The following is a 13,552-nucleotide window of genomic DNA, read 5'->3' as shown; positions in this document are numbered from 1 at the left end:
AGGGACCGATGCGCATCCTGATCGGATATATCGCCGGGCAGATCTTCGGTGTCGGGCTGGTGGTCTCGGGCATGTCCAACCCCGCCAAGGTGCTGAACTTCCTCGATTTCTTCGGGAGCTGGGACCCGAGCCTCGCCTTCGTCATGGGCGGCGCCATGCTGGTCAGCTTCCTGGGCTACCGGGTGGTCTGGCGCCGGCCCGCGCCGCTTTACAACCCCCGGTTCGAACTGCCCGCGACCTCGCGGATCGATGCCCGCCTTCTGACCGGATCGGCGCTTTTCGGGCTCGGCTGGGGGATCGGCGGCTTCTGCCCGGGGCCCGCCTGGACGGCGCTGCCGCTGCTCGCGCCGGGCACGCTAGTCTTCCTGCCCGCCATGCTCGCCGGGCTCTGGCTCGGCCGGCGCCCGGGGCCCAGCTTTCTTCAGACCAAAGGAGCGTAAGCCATGCCACGCGACTATTCGCAGGACACCCGCATCGTCAGGCACTCGCCCTCCACCGGGGCGGGCAGCCCGGATGTCTGGGGGATCTACGACCCCGACACCGGCTCCATCCAGTATATCTGCGCCGATCCCGAGACCCGGCAGGCGGCGCTGATCGACGTGGTGCTGAACTACGATCCGGCCCATGCGGCGACCTCCGAGGAGAGCCTCGAGCAGGTGCTGGAGATCGTCGCCGGAGAGGGGCTCGAGGTGGCCTGGGTGCTCGACACGCATCCCCATGCGGATCACCTCATGGCCTCGGCCCGGCTGCGCGCGCGCACCGGCGCGCCCACGGCCATCGGCGCCAAGGTGCGCGAGATCGCGGCGCTCTGGCGCGGGTTCTACAACACGCCCGAGGCCTTCGACCCCGACCGCGACTTCGACCGGCTCTTCGCCGACGGCGAGACCTTCGCGCTGGGCAATCTGGAGATGCGGGTGATGCTTTCGCCCGGCCACACGCTGGGTTCGATCAGCTATATCTGCGGCGACGCGGGCTTCGTGCACGACACGCTGATGCATGTCGACGTGGGCACGTCGCGGGCGGATTTCCCCGGCGGCACGACCGAGGATCTCTGGGCCTCGATCCAGGACATCCTGGCGCTGCCCGGCGAGACGCGGCTGTTTGTCGGCCATGACTACGGCAGCGCCAGCCGCGACACCCCGGCCTGGGAGGCCACGGTCGCCGAGCACCGCGCGCGGAACCCGCATGTGAAGGCGGGCACCGAGCGGCAGACCTTCCTCGACCTGCGCGCCGCCCGCGACGCCACGTTGCCGCTGCCCGACCGGATGCTCGCCGCCCTGCAGATCAACCTGCGCGGCGGGCGGCTGCCCGCGCCCGAGGATGACGGGCGCTCCTACCTGAAAATTCCGCTGAACTTCTTCTGAGGTGAGAGACATGCCCATCGGCATCAAGGACATGCTGGCCTCGGCCCGCGCTCTGGCATCAGCCAGCACCCCGACCGAGGCCCAGGCCGCCGCTGAGGCGGGCGAAGTGATCCTCGACGTGCGCGAACCGGGAGAGCTGACCGCGGACGGGCGCATCGCCACGGCGCTGCATGTGCCGCGCGGTCTTCTCGAGGTGCGCGCCGACCCCGAGAGCCCCGCGGCGCTCTCCGCGCTCACCCGCCAGCGTGGGGCAGGGCCGGTGCACGTCCTCTGCGCCTCGGGCACGCGGGCCTGGCTCGCCGCGCATACGCTCATCCGCATGGGCTACGAGGCGCGGGTGATCGAGGGCGGCCTGGCGGCCTGGCGCCGCGACGGCCTGCCGCTCGACTGACCGATGCGCCCGCTGGCCCGCTACCTGCCGGTCCTCGACTGGGGCCGCGGCTACAGCCGCGAGACGTTGGGCGCCGACCTCCTGGCGGCGCTGATCGTGACGATCATGCTGGTGCCGCAGTCGCTGGCCTATGCGCTGCTCGCCGGGTTGCCGCCCGAGGCGGGGCTTTATGCCTCGATCGTGCCGATCCTGCTTTACGCCATCTTCGGCAGCAGCCGCAGCCTGGCGGTCGGGCCGGTCGCCGTGGTCTCGCTGATGACCGCCGCCGCCGTCGGCAAGGTCGCCGAGGCGGGCACCGCCGATTATGCGACCGCCGCGCTGACGCTGGCCTTCCTTTCGGGGCTGATCCTGGTGGCACTGGGGCTGTTGCGGCTGGGGTTCCTGGCAAACTTCATCTCGCATCCGGTGATCGCGGGGTTCATCACCGCCTCGGGCCTTCTGATCGCCGCCAGCCAGCTGCGCCACATCCTCGGGATCGAGGGCGGCGGCCACACCCTGGCCGAGATCCTGGCGGCGCTCGCCGCCGAGGCCGGGCAGGTAAACCTGCCGACGCTGACCATCGGGGGTGCGGCGCTTGGCGCGCTTTTCTGGATGCGCAGGGGCTTGACGCCGGCGCTGCGTGCGCTGGGCGCGGGGCCGCGGCTCGCCGACATCGCGGCCAAGGCCGCGCCGGTCCTGGTGATCGCGGGCACGACCGGGGTGGTCTGGGCCTTCGACCTCTCCGCCCGGGGCGTCGCCGTGGTCGGCGCGGTGCCCGGCAGCCTGCCGCCGTTCAGCACGCCCGGCCTCTCGCCCGAGCTCCTGGCCCAGCTCATCGGTCCGGCCTTCCTGATCTCGGTCATCGGCTTCGTGGAATCGATCTCGGTCGCCCAGACGCTGGCCGCCTCCCGCCGCCAGCGCGTCGATCCCGACCAGGAGCTGATCGGCCTCGGCGCGGCCAATATCGGCGCGGGCTTCAGCGGCGGCTTCCCGGTCACCGGCGGCTTCTCGCGCTCGGTGGTCAACCACGACGCCGGGGCGCGGACGCCCGCCGCCGGGGCCTTCACCGCGCTCGGGCTGGCGCTGGCGGCGCTTTATCTCACGCCGCTGATCCATCACCTGCCCAAGGCCACGCTGGCCGCGACGATCATCGTGGCGGTTCTGAACCTGGTCGATCTGTCGATCCTGCGCCGCGCCTGGCGCTTCAGTGGCGCGGATTTCCTCGCGGTGGTGGTGACCATGGGGCTAACGCTCTTGGTCGGTGTCGAGGCCGGGGTCAGCGCCGGGGTCGCGGCCTCGGTGCTGGTGCATCTCTACAAGACCTCGCGCCCGCATATGGCGGTGGTGGGCCGGGTGCCCGGCACGGCGCATTTCCGCAACGTGAAGCGGCACCGGGTCGAGACCCAGCCGCATCTCCTGAGCCTGCGGGTCGACGAGAGCCTCTATTTCCCGAACGCCCGCTTCCTCGAGGACCGCGTCGCCGCGCTGGTCGCCGAGCGCCCGGAGCTGACCGACCTGGTGCTGGTCTTCTCGGCGGTGAACGAGGTCGACCTCTCGGCGCTTGAGAGCCTGGAGACCATCAACACCCGGCTGCGCGAGGCGGGTCTGCGCCTGCACCTGAGCGAGGTGAAAGGTCCGGTCATGGACCGCCTGCGCCGGAGCCGGTTCTGCGAGGAGCTGACCGGGCGGGTCTTCCTGTCGCAGGGCGAGGCCTGGGAGGCGCTGCGCGCGCCCGGCGTCTGCGCGCTCTCCGAGCCGACGGTCGGCCCGCATGCGGTGGGGCAGGGGCGGTAGGCGCGGGGCCTAGGCGGGGCGCGTTATTTGGGGTGGACGGGTGAGCGGGCCACCCCCTTCACGCCACATCTTCCTCCGCCACATAGCCCAGTCGCGCGTGGAAGCGGGCCAGCTCGCCTGGGGTCGCGTCCACCCCGCAGTAGGTCCGCACGTAGGCCGGCACGCGGCCCATGCGCAGGGCGCGGTCTTCCTCGACCTGCATGGCGATGTAGCCGATCTGCACGAGGTAGACCGTGCGCGCCCTGACGTCGGCGTCCTCGGGCGCAAAGCTGAAGCGTTCGAACATCTCGCGGATCGCGGCGAGCCGGGCCTCGTCGGCGGCGTTCACCCGCGCGGTGACCGCGTCGGACTGATGCGCCCAGCCGCGCACCGCGAAGTCGAGGCGCGGCTCGAAGAGCGCCTCGTCGTGGAAGACCACGATCAGGTTCAGCACCGCCTCGGCGATGGTCTCGGCGTAGCCCGCGCAGGCCGCGCGGAAGGCGCCGGTGTTCTTGGCGTCCCAATCCTCGAGCAGCGCGTCGAGCAGCGCCCGGCGGTCCTTGAAGAACCAGTAGAAACTGGTGCGCGACAGCTCGAGCCGTGCCGCGAGCGGCTGGATCTTCACCGCCGCGAGCCCGCCCTCGATCAGCGCCAGCTTGGCCGCCTCGAGCCAGAGCGCGCGCGAGCCGCGCCAGCCCGAGGCCTTCTCGGGCGGGATGGTCGACCTGTCTGCCATGGGCCCAGGATAGGCCGCGGGGCGCGGGGTCACAAGAAAAATAGACAGCGATGATCTAAATATTGACACAAGTGAACATTGTGCGGAAGGATCACCCCATCCGCCCCGGGAGGCCGCCGATGTCGAACGATCCCCTGCTTCAGCCCTATGACCTCAAGCACCTGCGCCTGAAGAACCGGCTGATGATCACCAGCCACGAGCCGGCCTACCCCGAAGACGGCATGCCGAAGGACCGCTACCGCGCCTATCACGTCGAGCGCGCGCGGGCCGGGGTGGCGCTGACCATGACCGCGGGCTCGGCCTCGGTGGCGCGGGACAGCCCGCCGGTCTTCAACAACATCCTCGCCTGGAAGGACGAGGTGGTCGGCTGGATGAAGAAGCTCGCCGACGAATGCCACGAACACGACTGCGCGGTGATGATCCAGCTCACCCATCTTGGTCGCCGCACCCGCTGGGACAAGGCCGACTGGCTGCCGGTGGTCTCTTCGAGCCACGAGCGCGAGGTGGCGCACAAGGCCTTCCCGAAGAAGGCCGAGCCCTGGGACATCGCGCGGATCACAGAGGATTACGCCGATGCCGCCGAACGCATGAAGGCCGCGGGCCTCGACGGGATCGAGATCCAGGCCTATGGCCATCTGCTCGACCAGTTCTGGTCGCCGGTCACCAACACTTTGGACGGCCCCTACGGCGGCGGTCTCGAGAACCGCATGCGCTTCTCCATGGAGGTGCTGCGCGCGGTCCGCGCGCGGGTGGGGCCGGACTTCCTGGTCGGCATCCGCTATGTCGCCGACGAGGACCTGCCCGGCGGCATCAGCCGGAACGAGGGGCTAGAGATTTCGCACCGGCTGAAGGACAGCGGGCTGGTGGATTTCCTCAACGTGATTCGCGGCCATATCGACACTGACGCCGGGCTGACCGACGTGATCCCGGTGCAGGGGATGCGCGCGAACCCGCATCTCGACTTCGCCGGAGAGATCCGCGCCGCGACCAAGTTCCCGACCTTCCACGCCGCCAAGATCCAGGACGTGGCGACCGCCCGTCACGCCATTGCCAGCGGCAAGCTCGACATGGTCGGCATGACCCGCGCGCATATGGCCGACCCGCATATCGTCGCCAAGATCCTGCGCGGCGAGGAAGAGCGCATCCGCCCCTGCGTCGGCGCGAACTACTGCCTCGACCGGATCTACCAGGGCGGCATGGCGCTTTGCCTGCACAACCCCGCCACGGGGCGCGAGCTGGAACAGCCGCATGCCGTGCCGAAGGCCGAGACGCGCCGCCGCGTGGTGGTGATCGGCGCGGGGCCGGCGGGGCTCGAGGCCGCGCGGGTCGCGGCGGAACGCGGCCACGAGGTGATCCTGCACGAGGCGGCCAACGACCCCGGCGGGCAGGTGCGGCTGACCGCCCAGAGCCCGCGCCGGGCCGAGATGATGCAGCTCATCCAGTGGCGGTTCGCCGAATGCACGCGGATGGGGGTCACCTTCCGGTTCAACAGCTTCGCCGATGCCGAGAGTGTCGCGGCCGAAGCCCCCGACGTGGTGGTGGTCGCCACTGGAGGGCTGCCGCACACCGAGGTGCTGGCCGAGGGCAACGGGTTGGTGGTCTCGGCCTGGGACATCCTCTCGGGCGACGTGGCGCCGGGCGCGCGGGTGCTGATCTACGACGACGCGGGCGATTACGCGGGGCTGCAGGCTGCCGAGAAGATCGCCGCCACGGGCGCCGAGGTGGAGATCGTGACCCGCGACCGGACGATCTCATCCGAGGTCATGGCCATGTCGCTGACCCCCGCCCTGCGCGCGCTGCAGGAGCGCGAGGTGACCTTCACCCCGACATGGGTGCTGACCGGCGTGAGCCGCGAAGGCAACGCGCTGACCGCGACGCTCGGCAGCGACTACGGCGGCGCGCGCCGGACCCGCCACGTCGATCAGGTGGTGGTGAACCACGGCACGCGGCCGCTCGACGAGGTCTATTTCGAGCTTCTGGAGGGCTCCAGCAACCTCGGTGAGGTCGACTACGAGGCGCTCATCGCGGGTGCGCCGCAGAGGGTCACGCGCAATCCTGATGGCGCCTACCAGCTCTTCCGCATCGGCGACGCGGTGGCGGCGCGCAACACCCATGCGGCGATCTACGACGCGCTGCGGCTCTGCAAGGTGCTCTAGGCCGGGGGCAGGCCGGGGGCGCGGCGCAAGGCCCGTCGCGCGCCCGCGCGCGGTCAAAACTTATGCAACATCCTAAGTTTTCCTTGCCGCGCGCCGGGGTGCCGTGCTTTGTTAGTCACATGGCTAAGTATGACCCCCGACTCGATCTGCACTTCGCGGCGCTGGGCGACCCGACCCGGCGGGCGATCCTGACCCGCCTCGCGCGCGGGCGAGCCAGCGTCAGCGAGCTGGCCGCCCCGCACGACATGGCGCTGCCCTCCTTCATGGGGCACCTCAGGAAGCTCGAGGCGGCGGGGCTCATCACCACGGCCAAGGAGGGCCGCGTGCGGGTCTGCGCGCTGGCGCCCGATGCCTTCACCCCGGTGCAGGACTGGCTCGCCGAACAGCGGGCGCTCTGGACCGGGCGGCTCGACCGTTTCGACGATTACGTCACTTCCCTGAAAAAGGAGCGCGAGAGATGATCCTCGACCCTGCGACCGACCTGACCTTCACCCGCCGGCTCGACGCGCCCCGGGCGCTTCTGTGGGAGTGCTGGACCACGCCCGCGCATATCAAGCAGTTCTTCGTGCCGAAGCCGCATGAGGTCACCGACTGCGAGATCGACCTGCGCCCCGGCGGGCGGTTCAACACGACCTTCTGGGTCGAGGGCGCGGAGATGCGCAACCTCGGCGTGGTGCTCGAGGTGATCGAGGGCCGGAAGCTGGTCTTCACCGACGCCTATTCCGAGGGCTGGAAGCCCGCCGTCGACCCTTTTATGACGGCGATCATCGAGTTCGAGGATCACCCCGAGGGCGGCACCTCCTACACCGCGACGGCCCGCCACCGCTCCGAGGCGGCGCGGGCCCAGCACGAGGAGATGGGCTTCCACGGCGGCTGGGGCACCGTGGCGACGCAGCTCGAGGCTTATGCGCAGAGCCTGCAGGCGGACGCCTCGGCGCGGTAGGTGGAAGGGCAGGCGGCGCGGGGGCAAGGAGCGCTCCGCGCCGTGGGCCTTGAGGGCCTCGCGGCGCGCTGTCGGTGCTCATAAAGGCCGCGCGCCGCTCCGTCGAGGCGACGCGGCCCGGACGCCGCTCCTGTTTCTACGGATGGCAGCGCGGCACCGCTCGACCCCGCGCATCCGCCGCCTGCCTGATCCACCCGTAGCCCCGGGCCCTCACCCCGTCCCATTGAACCCCGCCACGATCTCGCCCACCAGCCCGCGCAGCCAGGCGTGGCCGGGGTCGCGGCGCAGGCGCGGGTGCCAGGCGACCTGGCTCGGGAACTGCCCGAGGTCCACGGGCACCGGCAGGTCGCGCAGCCCGAAGGGCCCGGCGGTCATCGCCGCCACCCGGCGCGGCACCGTCGCGATCCCGCCCAGCCGCGCCACCGCCGGCGGGGCCGACAGGAAATGCGAGACCACCAGCGCGGTGTTGCGGCGCAGCCCCGTGCCCTCCATCCGCTTGTGCAGCCCGGTGCGCCATTTGCCCGGCGGGGCGACCACCACATGCGGCAGCCGCTCGTAGCTCTCCCGGTCGAGCGGCGCGCCCTCCGGCAGCGCCTCGGGCGCGACAAGGCAGCGGAACCCGTCCTCGAAAAGCTCCGAAACCACCAGCTCCTCGGGCGCACTGTGGAACCTGCCGAGCGCCAGGTCAAAGGCCCGCCCGGCGAGGCTGCGCGGGTCGAGGTCGGGGCCCAGCGGCGCGATCTCCAGCGCCGCGCGCGGGGCGCGTTCGGCGAAGGCGGCGGCCAGCTCGGGCAAGAGCACGATCTCCACGTAGGGGCCCAGCAGCAGCCGGAAGCGCCGGGTGGTGCGGCCGGGATCGAAAGGCTCGGCAGCGCGGAAGGCCTGTTCCAGCCGTTCGAGCCCCGCGGCGATGTCGGGCGCGATCTCCAGCGCCTTCTCGGTTGGCTCCACGCCGTAGCGGGCGCGCAGGAACAGCTCGTCTCCCAAGGCCTCGCGCAGCCGCGAGAGCGCGGCGCTCACGGTGCTTTGCGACTGGCCGAGCCGTTCGGCGGCGGCGGTGACATTGCGCTCTTCCATGACCGCATGGAAGACGCGCAGCAGGGCGAGGTCGGGCATCATATGCCCGGACTATCGATTTCTGACCTTGTCTGCATCAATTTCTCATATGGGCGCGCGACGCCTATCTCTGCCCTCGACGGGGCGCAAACAGCGCCGCCCGACATGGGACAGGAGGCCGCGATGCCGCGCCAGACAGGATCAGGAACAAGCGCCCCACCTGCGGTGTTGGACGCCCTGACCGGGCTCTCGGTGCCGCGCCTTTCCCGGGCCGCGCCCGACCCCGACCAAGGATTTTGACCGCTAGGAGACAGCAACATGGCACGTATTCTCATTCTTTCGACCGCATCGGATGTCCTCGGCGAGACCGGCAAATCGACCGGCGTCTGGTACGAGGAACTGGCGACGCCCTATTACGCCTTCCTCGACGCCGGCCACGAGGTGACGCTGGTCACGCTGGGCGGCAAATCGGTGCCGATCGACCCCAATTCCGACGCCACGGGCGAGGACGCCCCGGCCTCGGTGACGCGCTTCCGCGAGGATGCCACGGCGACCGCGCGGCTCGAGGCGCCCGGCAAGCTCGAGGATCAGGACATCGCCGAGTATGACGCGCTTTATATCCCCGGCGGCCATGGCGCGATGTACGACCTGGCCGAAAGCGACCTGGTCGCCAAGGTGATCGGTTCGGCCTGGGACCAGGGCAAGGTGGTGGCCTCGGTTTGCCACGGCCCGGCGGCCTTCTCCAAGGCGGTGGACGCCAGCGGCGCGCCGATCGTGAAGGGGCGCAAGGTCTCGGCCTTCACCGACAGCGAAGAGCGCGGCGTGGGCCTGGCCGAGGCGATGCCCTTCCTGCTGGAAAGCCGCCTGCGCGAGCTGGGCGCCGATTTCGAGGGCGTCGAGGACTGGCAGCCCCATGCCGTCGCCGATGGCCGGCTGGTGACCGGGCAGAACCCGGCCTCCTCGGAGGGCGCGGCCGAGAAGGTGCTGGCGCTGCTGAAGTAAGGCGACGCGCCGCCGCTTGTGCGGCGTGACGTGGACACGGCGGTCTCGGGGATGCCCGGGGCCGCCGTTTTGCGTGACGGGCCGGGCCTCAGACCTCGACCGAGGGCGCGGGGCCGGGGGCCTCGCCGCCCAGGGGCAGGACCATCCGCCAAAGATCCTGCAGCCCCTCCAGCGCGGTCTCGGCCAAGGCCCCGCCCAGGAGGTGCAGCAGATAGAGGCTCAGCCCCAGGTTCAGCGCCGCCGTCGCCATGATGACCAGCCATTCGCGCTGGTCGCCGCGGGTGCCGCGCCGCGCCAGATGCAGGCCGCCAAGCGCCAGTGCGGCCAGCGGCAGGGGCAGCAGCAGGGGCACGCAGGCCAGGTGTAGCGCGATCTCGGGCAGGTCGCGGCCGCGCAGCCAGCCCGCGAGCGGCCGGTCAATCCAGACCGGCAGGCGGGGCAGCTCCAGCGTCGTGGGGCCCATGGCATGGCGCCGTCCGCAGGCGGGGCAGGTCGCCCGGCGCGCCGCGGCGCTGGGCCGGCATTGCGCGCAGGGGCGCGAGAGGGTCCAGGAGCGCATCATCGGGCCGCCACCTGCGCGAGGTGCCAAAGCTCGTATTGCGACCGGAGCGTCTTGGCCCGCGAATAGGCGTCGACCATGGCCCAGATGTGGATCACCCAGCCCAGGAGCAGCGCCCAGAGCAGCAGGCAGCCCAGGAACATCATGATGCCCTTGGCCGTCTCGCCGTTGTAGATCTGCCCGAGCCCGACGATCACCAGCGACAGGAGCAGCGCGAGCCCCGGCGACTTGTTCGCCCCGGGCTCGAGGATCGCCGCCGCCGGGCGCGGGGCGGAGACGGTATTGGTGATCTGCACCACCGTCCCGTGATCGCCCGCCGAGCCCGAGGTGCCCGCCACCGCGCCCTGCGGCCTGAGCGCCGGCAGGTCGGGAAAGAGCCGCCGCAGCGCGGTATCCTCGGCTGCGGTTGTCCAGGTCCCGGCGCCGTCGCGGATCACCTCGGTCTCGGGCGTCAGTCGCCCCTCCCCGGCGAACTGACGCAGGGCGTGGCCACTGTAGGGGCCGTAGGTCTCGCCCTCGGAATTCATGAACCACTGTGCATCGAGCGGATGCGGCGGTTTCCCGGTCAGCGCGGGCTCGACCCGGGGCGGCACGGGGGCCAGGGCCTGCCGCGGGGGTGTGCCAGTCTCTGCCATCCTTGCCTCCCTTGGATGTTGCGCCCCGCTTGGGCGGGGCCTTACTGCCCCGGCCCGCCGGTGATCCCCGCCTTGGTCAGCCGGCTGCGCAGCGCCTCGGTGTCGGCGCGGATCATGCCGGGGATCAGGAAGGCGTCGACCAACAGCCAGCAGCCCGCGATCGCCAAGAGCGGCAGCCCGATCAGGAAGGCCGAGGTCGCGATGCCACCGAGCATCAGCACCAGGAGCACCACCGCCGAGCCGGTCCGGCCCAGGTAGAAGCGGTGCCCGCCAAGCCCGCCCAGGAAGAACCAGAGCAGGTAGGCGACAACCGGGGAGCGCGCGTCATTGCTCACGCGCTGTTCGATAAGGATCTGCTGATCGACTGTCAGGGACATGGAATACCTCAACTTGTGATTGATTGGTTAGAAAGAGGGAAAGCGGGGCCATCCGCCAAGTGATTTCGCCCGGCCTTGGGAAAATGCCGGGGAAATGAGAATAAGCGTGTTTGGAAAGACACAGCGAATTGCGGCGCAATAAAGGCGGAATAAGCAATGGATCGGAATTGCCGAATGTCTCGCGCGGGGCCTCGACAGGCCCGGGCCCGTCACCACGCGCGCAGGGGCTGTCATTGGCCGCATCCGATGATCGCGCCGCTGCGGGTGATGGTGCAGCGGTTGCCCCGGCTGTCGACGCTATGGGTGCCCTTGGCGTCGCTCCAGCTGCGGATTTCATAGGTATTTCCCTCGGAATCCGAGGTTTTCACCACCATGGAATTGTCCTCATGAGTGGTGATCGTGGCGCAGATGCGGGCGTCGCCTTCGCCGCGGCACTCGCGGGTGGTCTCGGCGGCCAGCGCGCTGGCCGCCAGACCGAGAAAGGCATAGGTCAAAAAATAAGGACCGGAAAACACTCGCACGAAAAACTCCCGAGGAAATGCCGGGGAAGTTGCATCGGCGCCGGCCATTCTGTCAATCATTCATAAAGTGCAAAAATGCGAACCCGGGTTATCGCGGAATAGTCACGCCCGCCCGGGCGGATTGTTTCCGTATCCGGGGCGAAGTTTTGCGCGGCAGGGCGCGCAATGATCAATCTTGGGTTGTGTGGTCCTGAGCCGGGCGGCTCAGACGGCGCTCAGAAGAATGTTGGTCTCGCTGTTGGCGATGCCGGTGACCTCGCGGACCTCGCCCAGAACGCGGTCGAAATCCGACAGGTCCTGCGCCTCGATCATGGCGATCAGGTCCCATTTGCCGTTGGTCGAATAAAGCGTGCGCAGCTCGGGGATGCCGCGCAGCCGCCGGATCACCGCCGAGGCGTTCTGATCGCGCACCTCGAGCGCCATCATCGCCGAGACGCCCTCGGCGTCGACCGCCTCGCGGGCGCGCACGGTGAAGCCGAGGACCACGCCGTCCTCGACCAGGCTGTCGAGCCGGCGCTGCACGGTGGCGCGCGAGACGTCGAGGATTTCGGCGATCTTCGAGACCGGCGCGCGCCCGTCGCGGCGCAGCACCGAGATCAATTCTCGGTCGGTTTCGTCGACAAGTCTCATGAACGAAATGCTCCAATCAATGTCACGAATTCCGCCGTATTTCACACCGCGCGAGTCATTTTTGCAATGTCAGTGCACAGCGCGCCCTTCTTAGGCTTTAAGGACCCGCTGTCGCCGGCGGGGATTGGGAAAGCACGCATTCAACCCGGATAGGACCATGGCAATGCCGCCATTCGCAGGGGCCGTCGCGCCCCGACCCGCCGATGATTTCCGCGCCGCAGGACAGTCCTTTGGACACGGGGCCACGCGCGGCTGATCATGCGGAGCGACGGCGCCATATCCCTGCCCGACGCCTGGGTCGAGATCGACCTCGACGCGCTGGCCGCCAACCTCGCGGCGATCAAGGCGCGGCTGCCCGCGGGCTGCGATTATTGCGCGGTGGTGAAATCCGACGCCTACGGCCACGGCATCGACCGGGTGGCCCCGGTGCTGGCCGAGGGCGGCGTGAGCTGGGCCGGGATCACCAGCAACCAGGACGCGCTGGCGCTGCGCCGGGCGGGTTTCACCGGGCGGATCATGCGGCTGCGCGGGGCGAGCCTTGCGGAGGCGCGCGATGTCGCGGGGCTCGGTGTCGAGGAACTGGCCACCAGCGCCGAGGCCGCCCGGGCGCTCTCCGACCCCGACGCACCGGTGCCCGTGCATCTGCCGCTCAACGCCGGCGGCATGGGCCGCGACGGCATCGAGCTCGCCGCCGAGGGCGGCCGCGCCGCCGCGCGCGAGATCCTCGCCATGCCGGGGCTGCGCATCGCCGGGCTGACCACGCATTTTCCGGCCCATGACCCCGAGGACCTGGCCGCGAGCCGCGCCCGTTTCGAGGCCGACGTGGCCTGGTGCCTCGCCGAGGGCGGGCTGTCCCGCGACGCGGTCACCGTGCATGCGGCTTCCTCGCTGGGGCTCCTGGCCGAGGCGGGCATCGAATACGACATGCTGCGCGCCGGGGCGATCCTCTGGGGCATCGTCGGTGCGCGCGCCGAGTTTACCGACGTCATGCGGCTCTGCGCCCGGATCACCAGCGTCAACACCCTGCCCGAGGGCGCCAGCATCGGCTACGACCGCGCCCATGTGCTGGGCCGCGAGAGCCGCATCGCCAACCTGTCCATCGGCTATGCCAACGGCATCCGCCGCAGCATGGCCAACAGCGCGCAGGTCGCCGTCCGCGGCCGGCTCGCGCCGCTGATCGGCAAGATTTCCATGAACGCGCTGACCGTGGATGTGACCGACATCCCCGAGGCCGCGCCGGGCGATACCGTCACGCTTTTCGGCGCCGACGGGGCCGCCCGCGTGACGCGCGCCATGGTCGAGGAGGCCAGCGGCACGATCATGGCCGACCTCTATTGCGACTGGGGCCGGTCGAACCGGCGCCAGTATTCGGGCGGCCCGCCGCAGGCCGCCGCCAAGAACAGAACCCGCTGAACGGGCGCTCCCTTCAC

The 13,552-nt window shown here is 70.2% G+C and carries 16 protein-coding genes; 9 read left to right on the top strand and 7 right to left on the bottom strand.

Translation table 11 applies throughout. From position 1 onward, the window contains the following. Positions 1-8: 8 nt before the first annotated feature. From LR948_RS11005 to LR948_RS10990, 4 genes are read left to right on the top strand one after another with little or no spacing between them, the layout of a single operon-like run. Complete coding sequence (locus tag LR948_RS11005; protein WP_232754065.1) at positions 9-440, top strand: DUF6691 family protein; 432 nt, start codon at positions 9-11, stop codon at positions 438-440. Positions 441-443: 3 nt separating this feature from the next. Continuing rightward, positions 444-1,364 carry an MBL fold metallo-hydrolase gene (locus tag LR948_RS11000; protein ID WP_232754064.1) on the top strand — a complete coding sequence of 307 codons (921 nt, stop codon included), beginning with the start codon at positions 444-446 and terminating at the stop codon, positions 1,362-1,364. A 10-nt stretch (positions 1,365-1,374) separates the two neighbouring features. Beyond that, entirely contained in the window at positions 1,375-1,755 is a 381-nt protein-coding gene (locus tag LR948_RS10995) for a rhodanese-like domain-containing protein (RefSeq protein ID WP_232754063.1), read from the top strand. 3 nt (positions 1,756-1,758) lie between these two features. Next, positions 1,759-3,528, top strand: a complete 1,770-nt coding sequence (locus LR948_RS10990) for a SulP family inorganic anion transporter (protein WP_232754062.1) — start codon at positions 1,759-1,761, stop codon at positions 3,526-3,528. Positions 3,529-3,586: 58 nt separating this feature from the next. Here the strand turns inward: LR948_RS10990 and LR948_RS10985 are convergent, their stop codons facing one another. Then, positions 3,587-4,243, bottom strand: a complete 657-nt coding sequence (locus tag LR948_RS10985; RefSeq protein WP_232754061.1) for a TetR/AcrR family transcriptional regulator — start codon at positions 4,241-4,243, stop codon at positions 3,587-3,589. A gap of 119 nt (positions 4,244-4,362) precedes the next feature. Between LR948_RS10985 and LR948_RS10980 the strand changes: the two genes are divergently transcribed. From LR948_RS10980 to LR948_RS10970, 3 genes are all read left to right on the top strand, one after another. Continuing rightward, positions 4,363-6,399, top strand: a complete 2,037-nt coding sequence (locus tag LR948_RS10980) for an NADH:flavin oxidoreductase (protein WP_232754060.1) — start codon at positions 4,363-4,365, stop codon at positions 6,397-6,399. Positions 6,400-6,518: 119 nt separating this feature from the next. Beyond that, positions 6,519-6,860 (top strand): helix-turn-helix transcriptional regulator, encoded by a 342-nt coding sequence (locus LR948_RS10975; RefSeq protein ID WP_232754059.1) that lies wholly within the window; start codon positions 6,519-6,521, stop codon positions 6,858-6,860. Next, positions 6,857-7,342, top strand: a complete 486-nt coding sequence (locus LR948_RS10970; protein WP_232754058.1) for an SRPBCC family protein — start codon at positions 6,857-6,859, stop codon at positions 7,340-7,342. The genes LR948_RS10975 and LR948_RS10970 overlap by 4 nt, the downstream gene beginning before the upstream one ends. A gap of 210 nt (positions 7,343-7,552) precedes the next feature. Here the strand turns inward: LR948_RS10970 and LR948_RS10965 are convergent, their stop codons facing one another. Then, positions 7,553-8,461: a LysR family transcriptional regulator gene (locus tag LR948_RS10965; protein WP_232754057.1), complete on the bottom strand. Its 909-nt coding sequence runs from the start codon at positions 8,459-8,461 to the stop codon at positions 7,553-7,555. Positions 8,462-8,716: 255 nt separating this feature from the next. Between LR948_RS10965 and LR948_RS10960 the strand changes: the two genes are divergently transcribed. After that, positions 8,717-9,400 carry a type 1 glutamine amidotransferase domain-containing protein gene (locus LR948_RS10960; protein ID WP_232754056.1) on the top strand — a complete coding sequence of 228 codons (684 nt, stop codon included), beginning with the start codon at positions 8,717-8,719 and terminating at the stop codon, positions 9,398-9,400. 88 nt (positions 9,401-9,488) lie between these two features. Here the strand turns inward: LR948_RS10960 and LR948_RS10955 are convergent, their stop codons facing one another. The 5 genes from LR948_RS10955 to LR948_RS10935 all read right to left on the bottom strand — a co-directional run bounded on the left by LR948_RS10955 (position 9,489) and on the right by LR948_RS10935 (position 12,122). Further along, positions 9,489-9,863, bottom strand: coding sequence for a hypothetical protein (locus tag LR948_RS10955; protein WP_232754055.1), 375 nt, complete (start codon positions 9,861-9,863; stop codon positions 9,489-9,491). A 95-nt stretch (positions 9,864-9,958) separates the two neighbouring features. After that, a complete protein-coding gene (locus tag LR948_RS10950; protein ID WP_232754054.1) occupies positions 9,959-10,594 on the bottom strand; it encodes a DUF4339 domain-containing protein in 636 nt (211 codons plus the stop codon). Between the two features lie 41 nt (positions 10,595-10,635). Then, positions 10,636-10,971, bottom strand: a complete 336-nt coding sequence (locus LR948_RS10945; protein WP_232754053.1) for a TM2 domain-containing protein — start codon at positions 10,969-10,971, stop codon at positions 10,636-10,638. 230 nt (positions 10,972-11,201) lie between these two features. After that, the gene (locus tag LR948_RS10940; RefSeq protein WP_232754052.1) at positions 11,202-11,540 is read right to left on the bottom strand and encodes a hypothetical protein; all 339 of its coding nucleotides are present in this window, start codon (positions 11,538-11,540) and stop codon (positions 11,202-11,204) included. Between the two features lie 156 nt (positions 11,541-11,696). After that, a complete protein-coding gene (locus LR948_RS10935) occupies positions 11,697-12,122 on the bottom strand; it encodes an Lrp/AsnC family transcriptional regulator (RefSeq protein ID WP_232754051.1) in 426 nt (141 codons plus the stop codon). Between the two features lie 258 nt (positions 12,123-12,380). Here LR948_RS10935 and alr point away from each other — a divergent pair, with 258 nt between their 5' ends. Continuing rightward, a complete protein-coding gene (alr, locus tag LR948_RS10930) occupies positions 12,381-13,535 on the top strand; it encodes an alanine racemase (protein ID WP_232754050.1) in 1,155 nt (384 codons plus the stop codon). Positions 13,536-13,552 lie beyond the last annotated feature (17 nt).

Source organism: Roseivivax sp. GX 12232 (assembly GCF_021272185.1).
Classification (GTDB): Bacteria; Pseudomonadota; Alphaproteobacteria; order Rhodobacterales; family Rhodobacteraceae; genus Roseivivax.
Note: the sequence above shows the minus strand (reverse complement) of the source record. Positions and strands in the feature narration are given on the sequence as shown.